This window comes from Paraburkholderia steynii (assembly GCF_900100565.1).
GTDB classification, from domain to species: Bacteria; Pseudomonadota; Gammaproteobacteria; order Burkholderiales; family Burkholderiaceae; genus Paraburkholderia; species Paraburkholderia terrae.
Genome location: NZ_FNDI01000001.1, coordinates 290754 through 307808, shown reverse-complemented (window position 1 = coordinate 307808; position 17055 = coordinate 290754). Strand labels below are relative to the sequence as shown.

13 protein-coding genes are annotated in these 17055 nt (G+C 64.3%); 10 read left to right on the top strand and 3 right to left on the bottom strand.

All coding sequences use genetic code 11. From position 1 onward, the window contains the following. Positions 1-18 precede the first annotated feature (18 nt). From BLT65_RS01415 to prfB, 3 genes are all read right to left on the bottom strand, one after another. On the bottom strand, positions 19-792 hold the full coding sequence (locus BLT65_RS01415; protein WP_091774213.1) for a glycine zipper 2TM domain-containing protein: 774 nt from the start codon (positions 790-792) through the stop codon (positions 19-21). Positions 793-1126: 334 nt separating this feature from the next. Then, positions 1127-2668 (bottom strand): lysine--tRNA ligase, encoded by a 1542-nt coding sequence (gene lysS / locus BLT65_RS01410; RefSeq protein WP_091774875.1) that lies wholly within the window; start codon positions 2666-2668, stop codon positions 1127-1129. A 102-nt stretch (positions 2669-2770) separates the two neighbouring features. After that, positions 2771-3875 (bottom strand): peptide chain release factor 2 gene (gene prfB / locus BLT65_RS01405; RefSeq protein WP_143036464.1). Its coding sequence is split into 2 segments (ribosomal slippage): positions 2771-3793 and positions 3795-3875, totalling 1104 coding nucleotides; the frame shifts between segments, so codons are not numbered across the junction. A 2950-nt stretch (positions 3876-6825) separates the two neighbouring features. On the opposite strand from prfB, the gene BLT65_RS47080 reads away from it, so the two are divergent. The 10 genes from BLT65_RS47080 to kdsA all read left to right on the top strand — a co-directional run bounded on the left by BLT65_RS47080 (position 6826) and on the right by kdsA (position 16935). Further along, complete coding sequence (locus tag BLT65_RS47080; protein WP_167306435.1) at positions 6826-7308, top strand: hypothetical protein; 483 nt, start codon at positions 6826-6828, stop codon at positions 7306-7308. A 222-nt stretch (positions 7309-7530) separates the two neighbouring features. Beyond that, entirely contained in the window at positions 7531-8616 is a 1086-nt protein-coding gene (locus BLT65_RS01390; RefSeq protein WP_143036462.1) for a hypothetical protein, read from the top strand. Positions 8617-8631: 15 nt separating this feature from the next. Further along, a complete protein-coding gene (locus tag BLT65_RS01385; protein ID WP_091774206.1) occupies positions 8632-8847 on the top strand; it encodes a hypothetical protein in 216 nt (71 codons plus the stop codon). A gap of 93 nt (positions 8848-8940) precedes the next feature. Continuing rightward, complete coding sequence (locus BLT65_RS01380; RefSeq protein WP_341865819.1) at positions 8941-9141, top strand: hypothetical protein; 201 nt, start codon at positions 8941-8943, stop codon at positions 9139-9141. Then, positions 9134-9877 (top strand): lipoprotein-releasing ABC transporter ATP-binding protein LolD, encoded by a 744-nt coding sequence (lolD, locus tag BLT65_RS01375; RefSeq protein ID WP_091774203.1) that lies wholly within the window; start codon positions 9134-9136, stop codon positions 9875-9877. The genes BLT65_RS01380 and lolD overlap by 8 nt, the downstream gene beginning before the upstream one ends. A gap of 36 nt (positions 9878-9913) precedes the next feature. After that, positions 9914-10702 (top strand): TatD family hydrolase, encoded by a 789-nt coding sequence (locus tag BLT65_RS01370; RefSeq protein ID WP_091774200.1) that lies wholly within the window; start codon positions 9914-9916, stop codon positions 10700-10702. A gap of 99 nt (positions 10703-10801) precedes the next feature. Next, positions 10802-13324: a DNA internalization-related competence protein ComEC/Rec2 gene (locus BLT65_RS01365; RefSeq protein ID WP_091774198.1), complete on the top strand. Its 2523-nt coding sequence runs from the start codon at positions 10802-10804 to the stop codon at positions 13322-13324. A 51-nt stretch (positions 13325-13375) separates the two neighbouring features. Continuing rightward, on the top strand, positions 13376-14170 hold the full coding sequence (locus tag BLT65_RS01360) for an alpha/beta fold hydrolase (RefSeq protein ID WP_091774196.1): 795 nt from the start codon (positions 13376-13378) through the stop codon (positions 14168-14170). 252 nt (positions 14171-14422) lie between these two features. Beyond that, a complete protein-coding gene (locus BLT65_RS01355) occupies positions 14423-16084 on the top strand; it encodes a CTP synthase (RefSeq protein WP_035990645.1) in 1662 nt (553 codons plus the stop codon). Next, positions 16081-16935 carry a 3-deoxy-8-phosphooctulonate synthase gene (gene kdsA / locus BLT65_RS01350; RefSeq protein WP_035990648.1) on the top strand — a complete coding sequence of 285 codons (855 nt, stop codon included), beginning with the start codon at positions 16081-16083 and terminating at the stop codon, positions 16933-16935. The genes BLT65_RS01355 and kdsA overlap by 4 nt, the downstream gene beginning before the upstream one ends. The last annotated feature ends 120 nt before the right edge of the window (positions 16936-17055 follow it).

The following is a 17055-nucleotide window of genomic DNA, read 5'->3' as shown; positions in this document are numbered from 1 at the left end:
GCGGGTGTCCGTTAACGATCAGCCTGCGACGAGCGTTCCGTTCTCCACTCGCACGCGCTGGCCTTGCTGGAACGGCGGCGCTTCGTGATACGTGAAGTAGCGCGTCTTGCCGTTTTCCATATGCACGCGCACCGAGTAGCTGGTCGAGCTGCGCAGATGCTTTTCGACCGAGTTACCCGCGAGGCCGCCGCCGAGCGCGCCGAGCAGCGTCATCGCCGTGCGGCCGTTGCCGCTGCCGAACTGATTGCCGACGACACCACCCGCCACCGCGCCGCCCACGGCGCCAATCCCCGTGCCGTGGCCTTCCTGGCGTACGGCTGAGATTGCTTCGACCGTGCCGCAAGTCGAACAGTAGGCGGGTCGCGCGGGTTGTTGCTGCGCGTATTGCGGCTGTTGCGCATATTGCGGGGCCGGCGCGGGCGCTTGGGGCGCCTGCTGCGCAGCCTGCTGCTGTGCTTGCTGAGCCCGCGCCTGTTGTTGCTGGGCCTGTTGTTGCTGGGCCTGTTGTGCCTGAGCCTGCTGCTGAGCCGCTTGCTGTTCGGCCTGCTGTTGTTGCGCTGCGGCTTGCTGCTGCGCGCTCAGGTTAGCCGGTTGCGCGGTATCGACGACGGGCTGCTGTTGCTGCGCGACGGCCGCCGATTGCACCTGGTCGCTTTGCTCGCCGTTGCTCGAAGCCTTCGGGAACAGTCCCGTCACGGCCGCCGTCGCCACCAGACTGGCGACGATGACGGCGCCTGCCGCCACGGCAATGAGGGGATGAAGGCGGCGCGGTGAATTGTTCGGATTATCCATGGTGGTAGGCCTCCAGCTTTGCAGAGTTTGACCTGTAAAAGTAGCGGTATAAGTGTCGGACATGCCGATCCGTGCGGGGTTTCAATTTGTAACCGGGAGCGGGCCGGGATTTGCCCACGAGGGACGCAAGAACCGCACCAAAAGCCAAAAACCGCGCCGAAGCAGGATTTCGGCGGATTGGCGACAAAAGCGGACCAGATCGAGTTATGCAGCTTTTACCGATAGTTACAAACGGTACGTGCGCTTCGGAAAGAAGGGAGGGCGGCGAGGGGAGTGGAAGCCGCGCACGGCGCGAAAGCGGCCGTGCGCGGAGACAACAATATCAGCGTGACGCTCAGTCTTCGCGGCGCAGATGCGGGAACAGGATGACGTCACGGATGCTCGGGCTGTCGGTGAGCAGCATCACCAGACGGTCGATGCCGATCCCGCAGCCGCCCGCCGGCGGCATGCCGTATTCGAGCGCGCGGATGTAGTCCGCGTCGTAGTACATCGCTTCTTCGTCGCCGGCGTCCTTCTGGTCGACCTGCTTCTTGAAGCGCGCGGCCTGGTCTTCGGGATCGTTCAGCTCCGAGAAGCCGTTGGCGATCTCACGGCCCGTGATGAACAGCTCGAAACGCTCGGTGATGCCGTCCACGCTATCCGATGCGCGCGCGAGCGGCGACACTTCGATGGGGTAATCGATGATGAACGTCGGCTCCCACAGCTGCGATTCCGCCGTTTCCTCGAAGAGCGCCAGTTGCAGCGCGCCGATGCCCGCGTTCAGGAACTGCGGCTGCGTCGCGTCGACGCCGAACTTCTTCAGTTCCGTGCGCAGGAACGCGCCGTCCGCCAGCTGCGCGTCCGTGTATTGCGGCGCGAATTTCTGGATCGCCTGCGTGATCGTCAGGCGATGGAACGGCTTGGACAGATCCAGTTCGCGGCCCTGATACGTAATCGTCGCGTTGCCCAGCGCATCGACGGCGGCCTGACGGATCAGTTGCTCGGTGAAGTCCATCAGCCACTTGTAGTCTGTGTACGCGGCGTAGAACTCCATCATCGTGAATTCCGGATTGTGACGCGGCGACACGCCCTCGTTACGGAAATTCCGGTTGATCTCGAACACGCGCTCGAAGCCGCCGACCACCAGCCGCTTCAGATACAGCTCAGGCGCGATGCGCAGGAACATCTGCATGTCGAGCGCGTTGTGATGCGTGACGAACGGCTTGGCCGCCGCGCCGCCCGGAATCGGGTGCAGCATCGGCGTTTCGACTTCCATGAAGTCGGCATCGGCCATGAACTTGCGGATCGACGACACAGCCTTGGTGCGTGCGACGAATGTCTTGCGCGCTTCATCCGTGACGATCAGATCGACATAGCGCTGGCGATAGCGCATTTCCTGGTCGGCGAGACCGTGGAACTTGTCCGGCAGCGGACGCAGCGCCTTCGACAGCAGGCGCAGTTCCGTACAGCGGACGGAGAGTTCACCCTTGTTCGTGCGGAACAGCACGCCCTTGGCCGCGACGATGTCGCCCAGGTCCCACTTCTTGAAGGCTTCGTACGTTGCTTCGCCGACGTCGGCGGGCGTGATGAAGAACTGGATCTGACCCGAGCCGTCGCGCACCGTCGCGAAACTTGCCTTGCCCATCACGCGCTTGAGCATCATGCGGCCGGCCAGCGCGACTTGCAGCGCCTTCGATTCGAGCGCGTCCTTATCGGCGTCCGCGTATTCGGTTTGCAGGTCGGCGGCGTGGTGGGTCGGGCGGAAGTCGTTCGGGTAGGCGACGCCTTGCTCGCGCAGCGCGCGCAGCTTTTCGCGGCGCTCGGCGATGATCTGGTTGTCGTCCACCTCGGCGGCGGCGTTCTGCTGGGCCGCATTCTGCTGGGTCGGTTCGGTCATGGTGATGATGTTCGGTATCCGATGCCTCATGCGCGCTTTCGACTGTGGCGCACAGGCGGTGAAAAAAATGCGGCGCGGCGAAGCGTGCCGCGCCGGATGCGCTTAGATGCCCTGTTTCAGGCTCGCGCTGATGAACGGATCGAGGTCGCCGTCGAGCACGCTCTTCGTGTTGCTGATTTCGACGTTGGTACGCAGATCCTTGATACGGCTGTTGTCGAGCACGTACGAACGGATCTGGTGGCCCCAGCCCACGTCCGATTTGCCCGCTTCGAGCTTGTCCTGTTCCGACTGGCGCTTGCGCATTTCGGCTTCGTACAGACGCGATTTCAGCATCGCCATGGCTTCGGCGCGGTTACGGTGCTGCGAGCGGTCGTTCTGGCACTGCACGACGATACCTGACGGGACGTGCGTGATACGCACGGCGGAGTCGGTCTTGTTGATGTGCTGACCGCCCGCGCCCGAAGCACGGTAGGTGTCGATGCGCAGATCGGCCGGATTGACTTCGATCTCGAACGACTCATCGATTTCCGGATAGACGAACACCGACGAGAATGAAGTATGGCGGCCGCCTGACGAGTCGAACGGCGACTTGCGCACGAGGCGGTGAATGCCTGTTTCGGTACGCAGGAAGCCGTACGCGTATTCGCCTTCGACCTTGATGGTCGCACTCTTGATGCCGGCGACATCGCCTTCGGATTCTTCGAGCACTTCCGTCTTGAAGCCCTTGCGTTCGCAGTAGCGCAGGTACTGGCGCAAAAGCATCGATGCCCAGTCGCACGCTTCCGTGCCGCCCGCGCCTGCCTGGATGTCGATGAACGCGTTGTTCGGGTCGGCCGGGTTCGAGAACATCCGGCGGAATTCCATGTCGGCGACGCGCGCTTCGAGTTTCGCGGCATCGTCTTCGACCGCGGCGAGCGTGTCTTCGTCGTTTTCTTCGCGCGCCATGTCGAACAGGTCTTGCGTGTCGCGCAAGTCGTTATCGAGCGCGCTCAGCACGTCGACGACGCCTTCGAGCAGCTTCTTTTCCTTGCCGAGTGCCTGGGCGTGCTTCGAGTCGTTCCAGACGTTCGGGTCTTCGAGTTCCTTGTTGATTTCGATCAGTCGTACCGACTTTGCATCGTAGTCAAAGATACCCCCGGAGCTCGCCTGCGCGTGTGCGCAGGTCCGCCAGGGAGGATTCGATTGAGTTGAGGCGTTCCGCTTCCATGTCGATCCAGTTTCAAATAAATGGGGTTTCTTTTGTCTGCGACGCTGTTGGGGTTTGGTTCGTGTTGCGGTGGTTTGCTTCGCGTTTTCGCTGGCATCCGCGATGCGGAATCTAGCTTCAGGCGTCGCCCCTGTGCGGGGCGGCACCTACTTTTCTTTGCCGCCGCAAAGAAAAGTAGGCAAAAGAAAGCGGCTAACACCGCTAATCCTAGTTCTTGCCTGAGGGCCCTCACAGGGCCTTACGCTTCACACGGCAACCACGTCATTCGTGCTCGTTGCCAACACTCTTGCGTTACGCCTCAGCCGCTTCATGCACCCACATTCCAGCACGTCGTGCCCGATAGTCCGCCGCCGCCCAGGTGGCAAACTGTGTGTAGGTTGTCGCACCACACAGGTTGGCGCTCTTACCAGAAACACCAGCCTTGCTATTCAGTCCGGAGTGATGCGCCTGTGGCGCGAAAGCCTACACACAGTTTGCCACCTGGGCGGCGCCAACCGTTCGCTGCCGCTAGCCCGTGTACGGGAGTGCGAAGCGGGTGAGGCGCATATTCAGGGCGTTGGCAACGCGCGCCAACAGGAACGATGCCGTGTGAAGCATAAGACCGGTTGGGGTCCCTCAGGCAAACACAAGAGCTGGCGGTGTTAGCCGCTTTCTTTTGCCTACTTTTCTTTGCGGCGGCAAAGAAAAGTAGGTGCCGCCCCGCACAGGGGCGACGCTTGAAGCGCGAAGGCCGTGTGGGGGTTGCCGGGGAATCGGCAAAACCCCGAACGGCGCCGCGCGGATGCGGGCGCCCACGGCCCTTCCTGGCACGGCGCAGCGTTGTTGCGGGTGCCAGGGCCAGGGCTGGGGGGCCCCAGCTTACGCCCGGGGGTGCTCAACGCTCAGTTGTCGGGGTGCGACTCCATTCCGCGTCTCGGGAGCAAGCCGGTAGGCACCATTGGTGTTTGCCGTTCTTGGCGTCGTGTTCTTGCACCAGCTCGGTTTGGATCGCTGGCGCCGGCGCGTCCGCTGCCGCTTTATATGCTTATGCTTTGCTAGTGGCTTCGGCCTGTTGTCGAAGTCGGGCGGGGCCGCTGGCGCCGGGCCCCCCTGTCCCCCGACAGCCGCATCCGTCATCTCTCCGGATTTTGGCGTGAATTAGGTCTTTTGGATATCGGCGTCTGTCTGGACCGTGCGCGGCCGTCCGTCTTGCGTTAGTGACTGTCGGCCCCCCCGTTCGGACGCGGTTGTCATGCGGGGGCTATCGTGTGTGTGGCTCGTCGCCCCGGCTGGCCTCGCGTGTCCGCTACTTTTGGCGATTCGGGTCGGCTCGCGGTTCGCCACTCGCTGTAGCGGCTGGCGCAGCTGGAAGGCCGGCGTCGAGCTGCCCGTGCGCTTGCTGGTGGGGCCGCTGTCATTTGTCGGTGCGATCGTGCGTGACGTCGGTTTTGATTTTTGTTTGATTGGGGTAGTTCGGGTACCGCTGCCGGCCTGGTGTGCTCTTGGCTTGCGCGGCGTTGTCGTGGTGGAGTGGGGGGTGTGGACCGTGGCCGGGTCGTGGTTTGTTTGTTGCTGGATGCTGGTTTTGCTTTCGGGTGGTTTGCGTTTGCTCGTGTCTCGTTGCTGGGGGCGTTGCCGCGCGCGTCGGACTTCTTCGGTGGTCATGCGGTCTCTGGCTCGGGGCCTGTCGGAGCGGCGTGCGGGCGGATTCAGGGTTGGCGCCCGCGTGAAGCCGCGATTGCGCCCGGCCGTGCTTCGCGCCTGGCGGCCTGCTGGGCGCGCGTGGGGGTTGCTGGTGGGCTGCATGCGGCCGTTGGGGATGCGGTGCCGGCGCTGTGCGCCGCGCGCCGGGTTTTTGCGGTCCCGCTTTCCGCCGTCGGCTCGCGTGCGTAGCGCGCCTGGCTCGGGGCGGCGATTCCGGCTTGGGTTGGTTGTCGTTTTGCCTGCTGCGCCGCGGCTGCGGCGTTGGGGCCGTGGTGTGATCCGTCCGTGTGATCTGGCGGCTCTGCCCGCGCTGCAGTTGGTCGTTCGCGTTCAGCCTGGGTTGTTTGGCTTGGCTCTCGGGCTGGCTGCTGTCGTTTCTTCGCTGGGCGAGTGTTGTTGGGTGACGGGTCGGTTGGTGGGTCTTGGCTTGGGGGCGTGGGGGGGCTGGAGGTTGGGCTTGCGGTTCTGGGCGGTCCTGGGCGCCTTTGTCTTGGCTGGTTTCCGTTGGGTGGGTCGGGCGAGGGTTTCTGGGGTGCGGCCGTCGGCGTTTTCGGCGCGGTTGTGGGCGAGGTCGTCTGTTTTTGGGGTTTGCTTCCGTGTAGTGTGTCTGGCTTCAGTTGTCGGGGTCGGTTTTTTGGTGTTTTGGTCCTCTGTTGGCGGGTTGCGTGGGCGGTCTTGGCTGTTTTTTGTGCGGCGGGTGGCGTCGGCGTCGCCGGGTTTTCGCGTCGCGTGTGGCGTTAGGGGGGCGGGCCTGGTTTCGAGTTTGTGGGGCCGGGCGCCGCGGCTTTTTGCCTATGTGTGCGTGCGCCGGGGCTGGCTGCCGTGGCGGCTGCGCGCTTCGGCGTGGGCGGGTTGGCGGGGGGGCGTCCTGATTCGCGTCGTGGGGGATGCCGTGGAGCCGGAGAGCAGTTCATTCGTTCCGGAGCTGCGCTTTCCGGCGGCGTGGCCAGCGTTTGCGCGGATTGTGGCGGGTGTTTTTGTGTGTGGCCGGGCGGGTGTGGGTTTCGTGCGTGATGGTGAGGGTGTGGGGTTCGGGCGGGTTTCGGGCGGCCGGCGGGGGGGCGGGCGGGTGGGGGTCTGGTGGGTGGAGCGGGGCTTTCGGTTGGCCTTTGTGGTGCTGGTTGTGGGGTGGCTGGCGCTGGTCGTGTTTTCTCTGGGTGGTGTCGGCCGTGTGGTTGGGGCTGTTCGCTCGCTTTGCGTGGTGGGTCATATGGGGCGCCGGGGTTGGGGGGTGGGGGGTGGGTGCGTGTTGGGTTGTCGCTGCGGCGTGCGGCTGCTGGTGCGGGCGCTGGCTTTTGACGGGCTGGGCGGGGTCTTTGGCGTTGTCGCCGATGGGCTTGCGGGTGTGTCGGCCGCGCTCCTTGCGCTCCTGGTTTACGGGGTTTTCGCCGCCGGCCCTGTGCAGTTGGTTCTGTTGGTTGCTGCGCTCGGGGTGTGGCTCGGGCGTGTGCGCTTTTTGGTGCCGCTCGTTTTGGCTGTTGCGCTCGCTCTGTCGCAGCTGCGCTGGGCGGTCGGGCGTGCGGACGTGTTGGTTCTCGTGGTGCCGGGGCGGCTGGTGCGGCTCGTCGATGCGCTGGTCGCGTTGTTCGGTCCGGGGGCGCGGGCGGTGGTCGAGTGGTCGTGGTTCGTCTTTCGCTCGTTGTTGGTGCTGGTGGTCGTTCTGCCGCTGGTGGTGGTGGTGGTTGCGTTCGTGCTCCGGGTGTGGGTCTTGCGGTGTCTCGTGGGCCGGGTTGGCGGCGTGGGGGTGTAGGCTGTGGGGCTCGCGGGGCGTCTCGTCGGGGGCGGTCTTTCGGGCTGGCTCGGGGTCGGCACTGGGGGCCACGGCGGGCTGGTGTGGGCGCTTGGGGTGGTGGTGTTCGGCGTTTCGTCGTTGGTCTCGCGTCTCGCGGGGGGTGCGTTTGTGGTGGGCGGGGCTTTGGGGGGGATCTCGCTGGGTGGTCTCGTCGTGTGGGGGGGGCCGGGGGAGCGGTCGATGGCGCTGGAGTGGGTTGGGATTCGTGTTGCTGCGTTTTGTTTGGCGGTGTTTGCGCCGTTGGTCCGCGCTGGGGGGGGGTGCGCGTTTGCCGGCATTGGTTCGTTGTTTGCGGGTGCGTGCGGTTCCGTGGTTGGTTGCGTGTTGGCGGGTGTGGTGTTGCTCGCGGCGTTGGCGGGGGTGATCGGCGACGTGCTGTGTGTGGTCGGCGGGTTCGCGTTTGCGTTGTGGATTCTTGGGTTGAATTTCGCGGTCGATGGGGCGGGTTCTGGCGCGGCTGGCGGTGTTTTTTGGGTGGTGGGGGGTGAGGTGGGGCACCTGGCGCAGCGCGGGGCCTCGGGCTGCAAGGGGATTCGGTTGCTGCTTCGCTCGTCCTTGGAGCTGGGGTGGCGCTGGTCTCGTGTCGGGCAGGGCGCCGGGGGTACGGTGTTCGTCTTGTTCATGGCGGTGGTGTGTGTGTCGGGTATCGTGGTGGGGGTTTCGGCGGTTTTCGTCGTGCTGTGTTTGGTGATCGGGTTGCTGAACGTGGTGGTGTCGCGGATGGTTTCTGTGCTTGCGCAGGTTGCTGTTTTTTTTGCGCCGGGTTCTGTGGCTGCGTGGGCGTTGGCTGCTCAGGCGGCGGCGCTGAAGGTGGCGGTGGTGGGGTTTTCGCTGTGTTTCGGGGTGTTTTGTCTGCTCCGGTTTGGTTTGGTTGTGTTTGGGGTGGCGTTGGGGTTCGTGTGTTTTTTGTTGGAGCGTGGCGTTTTGGTGATTTGGCCTTTGCTGTGGGCTGGGCGCTTGGTTGGGGTGCTTCCGGGGTCGTTCGTGTTCGTGGTGGGCGGTGCTTTTGTTTGGCGTCTCGGCGTGACGTCGGGCGACGAGATCGGGTTGGTCGGCCCCGATTTCTTTTTGCCTGCGGGGGGCCTGCTGTTGTTTTTGTTGCCGTTGCCCTTGGTTGGCGTGTTCTCGTTGGGCGCTTTCGTGTGTGCTCGTCCGCTGGTTCTGTTCTCTGTGTTGGAGGCTGCGGTGCTGTTTCTTCTGCCGGCGCCGAGGTGGGTGCGTGTGTGTCTGCGTTCGCTGCATCGGGGGCCGGCTGTGGCGCGTTAGCTGGCGCGTACGCTGTTGTGCGATCTGTATGTTCTCGGCTGGGCGCAGCTGCACACGGTTTGGTTCTTGGGCGTGGCGATCGATTCGCTGCTGCTGTTCTTCGTTCTGGTGTTTGTTGTGGGTGTGGCGGTGTTTCATCTTGTTTGGTCGGTGGTGGTGCCGGTCTGCTGCCGTGTGGCGGGTATGGCGCTTTTGGGGCCCTTCGGCGCGCAGCCCGGTTGGCTGTTTTAGCTGTTTTTTTTTGCGTGCTTTTCTTTGGGGTTGGTCGGCACGGTCGTTGGCGTTGCGCTCGGGTGCGTGGTTTGGTGGAGGATTCCGTGGCTCGTGCCGATGATCGAGCATCTGCTGCATGTGCAGTTCCTGCCGCCGTCGGTGTACTTCATCAGCGAGTTGCCGTCCGAACTCGTGCCCGGCGATGTGGTCAAGATCGGCGTGATCGCGTTCGTGCTGTCGTGCCTCGCGACGCTGTATCCGAGCTGGCGCGGCGCGAAGGTGCGTCCGGCGGAGGCGCTGCGTTATGAATGATCGTCCGAACAAGAACCTCATGGCCGCCGACGAAACTGGTTTGCATCCGTACGTGCTCGAAGCGACGGGCATTTCGAAGGCGTTCGTTCAGGGCGGCCTGAACGTGCAGGTGCTGAACAACACGCAGCTTTCCGTGCGGCGTGGCGAAAAGCTCGCGATCGTCGGCGCGTCCGGCTCCGGCAAGAGCACGCTGCTGCACGTGCTGGGCGGCCTCGATGATCCGAGCACCGGGCATGTCGAAGTGATGGGCAAGCCGTTCACGAAGCTCTCCGAGCGCGAGCGCAACGATCTGCGTAACCGCGCGCTCGGCTTCGTCTATCAGTTCCACCATCTGCTGCCGGAATTCACCGCGCTCGATAACGTCGCGATGCCGCTGCGCATCCGCCGCATGACGACGGAGGACTCGCGCAAACAGGCCCATGACATGCTGGAACGCGTGGGGCTCGCGCATCGCGCGAAGCATCGGCCGGGCGAACTGTCGGGCGGCGAGCGCCAGCGTGTGGCGATCGCGCGCGCGCTGGTCACGAAGCCCGCCTGCGTGCTCGCCGACGAGCCGACGGGCAATCTCGACGGCGGCACGGCTGATACGGTGTTCAACCTGATGCTGGAGTTGTCGAACACGCTGTCGACGAGTTTCGTGATCGTCACGCATGATCCCGATCTGGCCGCGCGATGCGACCGTATCATGCGTCTGCGCGACGGCGTGCTGTACGAGGAGCCGACCGTGCCCGTCTGAGGCCGGGCGCTTTCCATTCGACACGAGGCTGCGCGCATGTGGATCGATACGCACTGTCATCTCGACGCTTCTGAATTCGACGCGGATCGCGACGCTGTGGCGAGCGCCGCGCTCGAAGCGGGCGTGAGCCGGATCGTGATTCCGGGCATCGCGCGCAGCAACTTTTCGACCGTGCGCGAACTGGCGCATCGCGTGCAAGGCGGCGCGTATGCGCTTGGCATTCATCCGCTTTTCACGCCGCAGGCGCAGCCGTCCGATCTCGATGTGCTGCGCATGGAAATCGAGGCGAGTCTCGACGATCCGCTGTTCGTCGGTCTGGGTGAAATCGGGCTCGACTACTTCGTGCCGGGCCTCGACGACGAAACGCAGCAGTTCTACTACAACGAGCAACTCAAACTCGCGCGCGAATTCGATCTGCCTGTGATCTGCCATGTGCGCAAGTCGCAGGATCAGGTGCTGAAGGGCTTGCGGCGCGCTCACGTCAATCGCGGCATCGCGCACGCGTTCAACGGCAGTTTCCAGCAGGCGCAGGCGTTCATCGATCACGGCATGCACCTCGGTTTCGGCGGCAACGTGACGTTCGAGCGCGCGCTGCAGATCCGGCGGCTCGCGGCGCAGTTGCCGCTCGACGCGCTGGTCGTCGAAACCGATGCGCCCGACATCGCCCCTTCGTGGCTCTACAGGCAGCGCAACACGCCGGACCAGGTTCCCGCGATTGGCGCGATTCTCGCTGAGCAGCGTGGCATCGACAAAAATGCGCTGGCGATAGGCACAACGGCTAATGCGCACGCTGCATTGCCGCGACTCGCGCTTTACTCTTCATAATCACTGTTCGGCTCGCATGGCGCATTTGCGCTGACATTATTTCGGGTTCCTGATGAATGTAGGCGCTGATGCTGCGCGAGCGTCGGTTGTGGAGGCGGCATGCGGGCAATGTGGTGCGGTTTTGCGTTGGGCGTCGTGTGGTTGCAGCAGCAGGCTTCGTTGCCTGGAGGGGCGGGTTGGCTCGTGTTGATCGCAAGCGCCTGCGCGCTGAGCCTCGTTTCGTGGACGTGCTTCCGACGCGGCGGCGCGTGGTCCGCGCGCGCGGGCTGGTTCGCCGTGCTGTGTGCGGCGGCGTGCTGTGGCTTTGGATATACCGCGTGGCGCGCGCAGGCGCGGCTCGCCTTCGAGTTGCCGCATGCGTGGGAAGGGCGCGATATCGCCGTCAGTGGCTGGGTCAAAGGTCTGCCGACGCGCAGCGCGGACGGCACGCGTTTCCTGTTCGTCGTCGAATCGGCCGATGCGCCCGTCGAACGTTTTCCCCGCACGCTGCAGCTATCGTGGATCGCGGATGATGCGCCGCCGCCCGTGCTCGAACCCGGTTCGCGCTGGCGTCTGAACGTGCGGCTCAAACGTCCGCATGGAAACGCGAACTGGGGCGTGCGCGACGCGGAAGCCGTGTTGCTCGCGCGCGACGTTCGGGCGACGGGTTATGTAAGCACGCCTTCGCGTGCCATGCGGCTTCCCGGAAGGGCAAACGGAGTTGGCGTGCTGATCGACGGCTGGCGATCGACCATCCGCGCTCGCATTGCCGCCGTGCTTGGCGACGCGCCGCACATGGGCATCGTCGTCGCGCTCGCGATCGGCGCGCAGGACGTCGTGAGTGCCGCCGACTGGCTGCTGATGCGGCGCACGGGCACGAGCCATCTCGTTGCGATTTCCGGTTTGCATATCGGTTTCGTCGCGGGGCTTGCTGGATGGCTGATCGGGACGTTGTGGCGGCACTCGTTCTTCATCGGACGCGGCTTGCCGTTGCTCGTGCCCGCGCAGAAAGTGGCGATTGGCGGCGGCGCGCTGTTTGCCGCGTTTCATGCGGCGCTCGCGGGCTTCAACGTGCCCGCGCAACGGGCGTTGTGGATGGCGGGTGTCGTTGCGCTCGCTTATGTCGGCGGACGGCGCGTCGCGCCTTCCGTCGTGATCGCCTGGGCGCTCGGGCTCGTGCTGCTGGTCGATCCGTGGGCGGTGGTGTCAGCGGGATTCTGGCTGTCGTTTTGTGCGGTCGGCGCGATCCTGTTCGCGATGTCGGGAGTGGCGCGTATCGCGCGAAGCGGGGCGTTCGGCTCACTGGGTGACGAGCAAGGTGAACGCTCTTTAATGAGGCGCTGCGCCGACGTATTGCGCTCGCGGATCGAAGCGTTGATAGGGCGCATGCGCGGCGGCGCTCGCGTCCAGTTCGCGGTGACGATCGCGCTCGCGCCGCTGACGGTGTGCTTCTTCTCGCAAATACCGCTGATCGGCCCCGTGGCGAATGCGTTCGCGATTCCGTGGGTCAGCGTCTTCGTGACGCCAGCCGTGATTGCCGGCATCGCGTTGCCCGCGCCGCTCGATGCCTTCGCTTTTCGCTTCGCGCATCATCTGCTGGATCTGCTCGCAGCGGGTCTGCGACTGCTGTCGGGTCCCGCGTGGACGGTCTGGCAGTTGCCGCAGCCCGATGCATGGGCGATGGCGTTCGCGGCCGTCGGCGTCGCGTGGTGTCTTGCGCCTGCCGGCTGGCCGTTGCGCTGGGCTGCGCCGCTGACGTGGCTGCCGCTACTCGCGCCAGCATCGGCTGCGCCCGCCGAGGGCGCCTTCCGCCTCACGGCACTCGACATCGGGCAAGGCTCGTCGATCGTCGTCGAAACCGCGCATCACACGCTGCTGTTCGATGCCGGTCCAGGTCCCGAATCGACGCACGCAGGCGAGCGGATCGTCGTGCCTTATCTGCAGGCGGCGGGCATCGCGACGCTCGATACGCTGATCGTCAGCCACGCCGACTCCGACCATTCGGGCGGCGCGCCCGCCGTGCTCGAAGGGATCGAAGTGAGGCAACTACTGGCGGGACTTCCGCCAGGCCACGCGCTGTGGCGCGAGGCGGCCGGGAAGGGCGCGCAAACCGTGCGCTGCGCGGCGGGCCAGCGCTGGCATTGGGACGGTGTCGACTTCGCGATACTCTGGCCCGACGCTGGTCCACTGCAAGGCAAGCCGAACGCGCATTGCTGCGTGCTGCGCGTGAGCACGGCGGGCGTTTCCGCGAGTGGTTCTCGGATTCAAACGCAGGAAAGCAAGGCAACGCCCGTCGTCGCCTTGCTGGCCGCGGACATCGAAGCGCCCGTCGAACGCACGCTGCTCGCGCGCGAGCCGGCCGCATTGCGCGCGCAGATTCTGCTCGTGCCGCATCACGGCAGCAAGACCTCGTCGACCGAGCCGTTCCTCGACTCTATCGAGCCGTCCATCGCGGTATTTCAGGTAGGCTATCGCAACCGGTTTCATCATCCCTACGGGGGCGTCTACGAACGGTATCGGGCGCGCGGCATCGAGCTTTCGCGCAGCGACGAAGACGGGGCCGCGCGCATCGAGGCAGGCGGATCGAGCTTGTCGCTGGAGCGCTTCCGGCAGACGCATCGCCGGTACTGGATGGACCCGTAACAAAAGACCGGCAGCGCAAGTAAGAACAAGTCAGAACGGAGACCAGAGCGCTTGAAGAACATCATCCATTTCTCGCATGCAAACGGATTTCCGGCGTCCACCTATCGGACGTTCTTCGCCGAACTCTCGGACGACTACGACATGCGTTTCATCGAGCGGATCGGCCATGACGCGCGCTACCCCGTGACGCGCGACTGGCCGCATCTGGTCGACGAGTTGCTGGATGACATCGGTCGTGCTTACGAGAACCCGGTATGGCTCGTCGGACATTCGCTCGGCGGCTATCTTTCGTTGATGGCGGCGCTGAGAAAGCCGCAATGGGTGCGCGGCGTGGTGATGCTCGATTCGCCCGTTATCGCGGGCTGGCGCAGCAATATGCTGCGCGTGTCGCAGTGGACGGGGCTCGACGAGCGGCTGTCGCCCGCCGCGGCGACGCGCACGCGGCGCACGCGCTGGGGCAGCCGTGACGAGGCATGGCGGCACTTCCATTCGAAGCCCGCGTTTGCGCGCTGGGACGAGCGGGTCCTGTCCGACTACATCGACTTCGGCATTCCACAGGCGGGCGCCGACGGCACGCGGGAACTCGCTTTCGACCGGCAGACCGAGTACCGGATCTACAAGACCTTGCCGCATACGTTCGGCAGCCGGCTCGCGCGCGGTGCGCCCGTGCCCATCGGCTTCGTCGCCGGGACGCGGTCGCGGGAAGTGCGGCAGGCGGGACTGCACGCCACCCGGCGCATCGCGGGCGAGCATTTCGAGTGGATGGAAGGAAGCCACCTGTATCCAATGGAGCGGCCCATCGAAACGGCACGCGCCGTGCAGAGAATACTGCGCTGGCTCGAATGATTTTCGCCTGCGACGCCATTGGCGTTCGCGGATAAATGAAACGCCGGGCCGCGCTGCGACATAAACCCGCAACAAACCCACGGCGCATTCAACGCACTAAACCACGCGGACCTGAATCCATCCTGCATCCGTGCGAAAAGCGACCCCGTGGATGCTCAAAAAGAACGCTCGATCGTCGCGAACGAGCCGCCCCAGGTATGGGCTGGATGCACACGTTCGGGTATAATCCGTTTTTCCCGCGAGCATCCAGCGATGACCAAATATGTTTTCGTCACCGGCGGCGTAGTTTCTTCCCTCGGCAAGGGTATTGCCGCCGCTTCCCTCGCCGCGATCCTCGAATCGCGCGGTCTGAAAGTCACCCTCCTCAAGCTAGACCCCTACATCAACGTCGACCCCGGCACGATGAGCCCGTTTCAACACGGCGAAGTGTTCGTGACGGAAGACGGGGCGGAGACCGACCTCGACCTTGGCCACTATGAGCGCTTCATCAGCACGAAGATGCGCAAGGCCAACAACTTCACCACGGGCCAGATTTACGAATCGGTGATCCGCAAGGAACGCCGCGGCGATTATCTCGGCAAGACGGTGCAGGTCATTCCGCACATCACGAACGAAATCCAGGCATTCGTCGAACGCGGCGCGGCATCCGCGACGTGCGGCGAGCCGGACGTCGCCATCGTCGAAGTGGGCGGCACGGTAGGTGACATCGAATCGCTGCCGTTCCTCGAAGCCGCGCGTCAGATGAGCCTGCGCATGGGCCGTAACAGCGCGTGCTTCGTGCATCTGACGCTGGTGCCGTTCATCGCCACCGCGGGCGAACTGAAGACCAAGCCGACGCAGCACAGCGTGCAGAAGCTGCGCGAAATCGGTATTTATCCGAACGTGCTGCTGTGCCGCGCCGACCGCCGTATTCCCGACGACGAGCGCGCGAAGATCTCGATGTTCTCGAACGTGCCGGAAGACGCCGTTATCTCGGTGTGGGACGTCGACAGCATCTACAAGATTCCGCAGATGCTGCACGACCAGGGCCTCGACGAACTGATCTGCGAAGAGCTGAAGCTGACGGCCAAGCCGGCGGATCTGTCGATGTGGTCGGGCCTCGTCGAGAAGCTCGAACACCCGAAGAGCGAAGTGACGATCGGCATGGTCGGCAAGTACGTCGAGCTGACGGAGTCGTACAAGTCGCTGATCGAAGCGCTGCGCCATGCGTCGATCCACACGTCGACCAAGGTCAACATCGAATACATCGACTCCGAGGAAGTGGAAGAACACGGCGTCGACAGCCTCAAGCATTTGGATGCCGTGCTGGTGCCGGGCGGTTTCGGCCGTCGCGGTACGGAAGGCAAGATCAAGGCGATCCGCTACGCACGCGAAGCGAAGGTGCCGTATCTCGGCATCTGCCTCGGCATGCAGCTGGCCGTGATCGAATTCGCGCGCGACGTAGTCGGCCTCAAGGATGCGAACAGCACGGAATTCGACCCGGAAACGCCGAATCGCGTGGTCGCGCTGATTACCGAGTGGTACGACCGCGACGGTAAGGTCGAGAAGCGTACGGAAGAATCCGATCTGGGCGGCACGATGCGCCTTGGTTCGCAGCGCTGCCCGATCAAGCCGGGCACGATGGCCGAAGAGATTTACGGCAAAGATGTGAACGAGCGTCACCGTCACCGTTATGAAGTCAATAACCGCCTCGTGCCCCAGCTCGAAGCGGGCGGCCTTATCATCAGCGCCCGTACTCCGAGCGAAGATCTGCCGGAAATGATGGAACTGCCGCGCTCGATGCACCCGTGGTTCGTCGGCGTTCAGTTCCACCCCGAATTCACGTCGACGCCGCGCGACGGACACCCGCTCTTCAAGGCCTTCGTCGAAGCGGCGCGCGCCCATCGCGAAGCGAGCGTCGAGGAGAAAGTATGAAACTGGGCGATTTCGAAATCGGCCTCGACAAGCCGTTTTTCCTGATCGCTGGCACCTGCGTCGTCGAATCTGAACAGATGACGATCGACACGGCCGGCAAGCTGAAGGAAATCTGCGCGAAGCTGAAGATTCCGTTCATCTACAAGTCTTCGTACGACAAGGCCAATCGCAGCAGCGGCAAGTCGTTTCGTGGGCTGGGAATGGATGAGGGGTTGCGCATCCTGTCCGAAGTGAAGCGTCAGCTTGGCTTGCCCGTTCTGACGGACGTCCACAGCGAACACGAGATCGAGCAGGTGGCATCCGTGGTCGACGTGTTGCAGACGCCGGCGTTCCTGTGCCGCCAGACGGACTTCATCCACGCGTGCGCGCGCTCGGGCAAGCCCGTCAACATCAAGAAAGGCCAGTTCCTCGCGCCGCACGACATGAAGAACGTGATCGACAAGGCGCGTGATGCCGCGCGTGAAGCGGGTCTGTCGGAAGACCGCTTCATGGCGTGCGAGCGCGGCGTGTCGTTCGGCTATAACAACCTCGTGTCCGACATGCGCTCGCTCGCGATCATGCGTGAGACGGGCGCCCCCGTCGTGTTCGACGCGACTCACTCGGTGCAGTTGCCGGGCGGGCAGGGCACGAGTTCGGGCGGCCAGCGCGAGTTCGTGCCGGTGCTGGCGCGTGCCGCCGTCGCCACGGGCATCGCGGGTCTGTTCATGGAAACCCATCCGAATCCGGCCGAAGCGAAGTCGGACGGTCCCAATGCCGTGCCATTGCATCGCATGGCCGATCTGCTCGAAACGCTGTTGACCCTCGATCAGGCCGTGAAGCGCACGCCGTTCCTCGAGAACGATTTCAACTGATGCAGTCACGCGCGCTTCGCTGCGGTCCGGCGACGCGTGCGTGCTCCAACCCGATGGTCGTCGAACGCGTCCGGACGCGTGCTGTCGAAGTGAACCGGACGTCTCACCTTAAGAATTCAT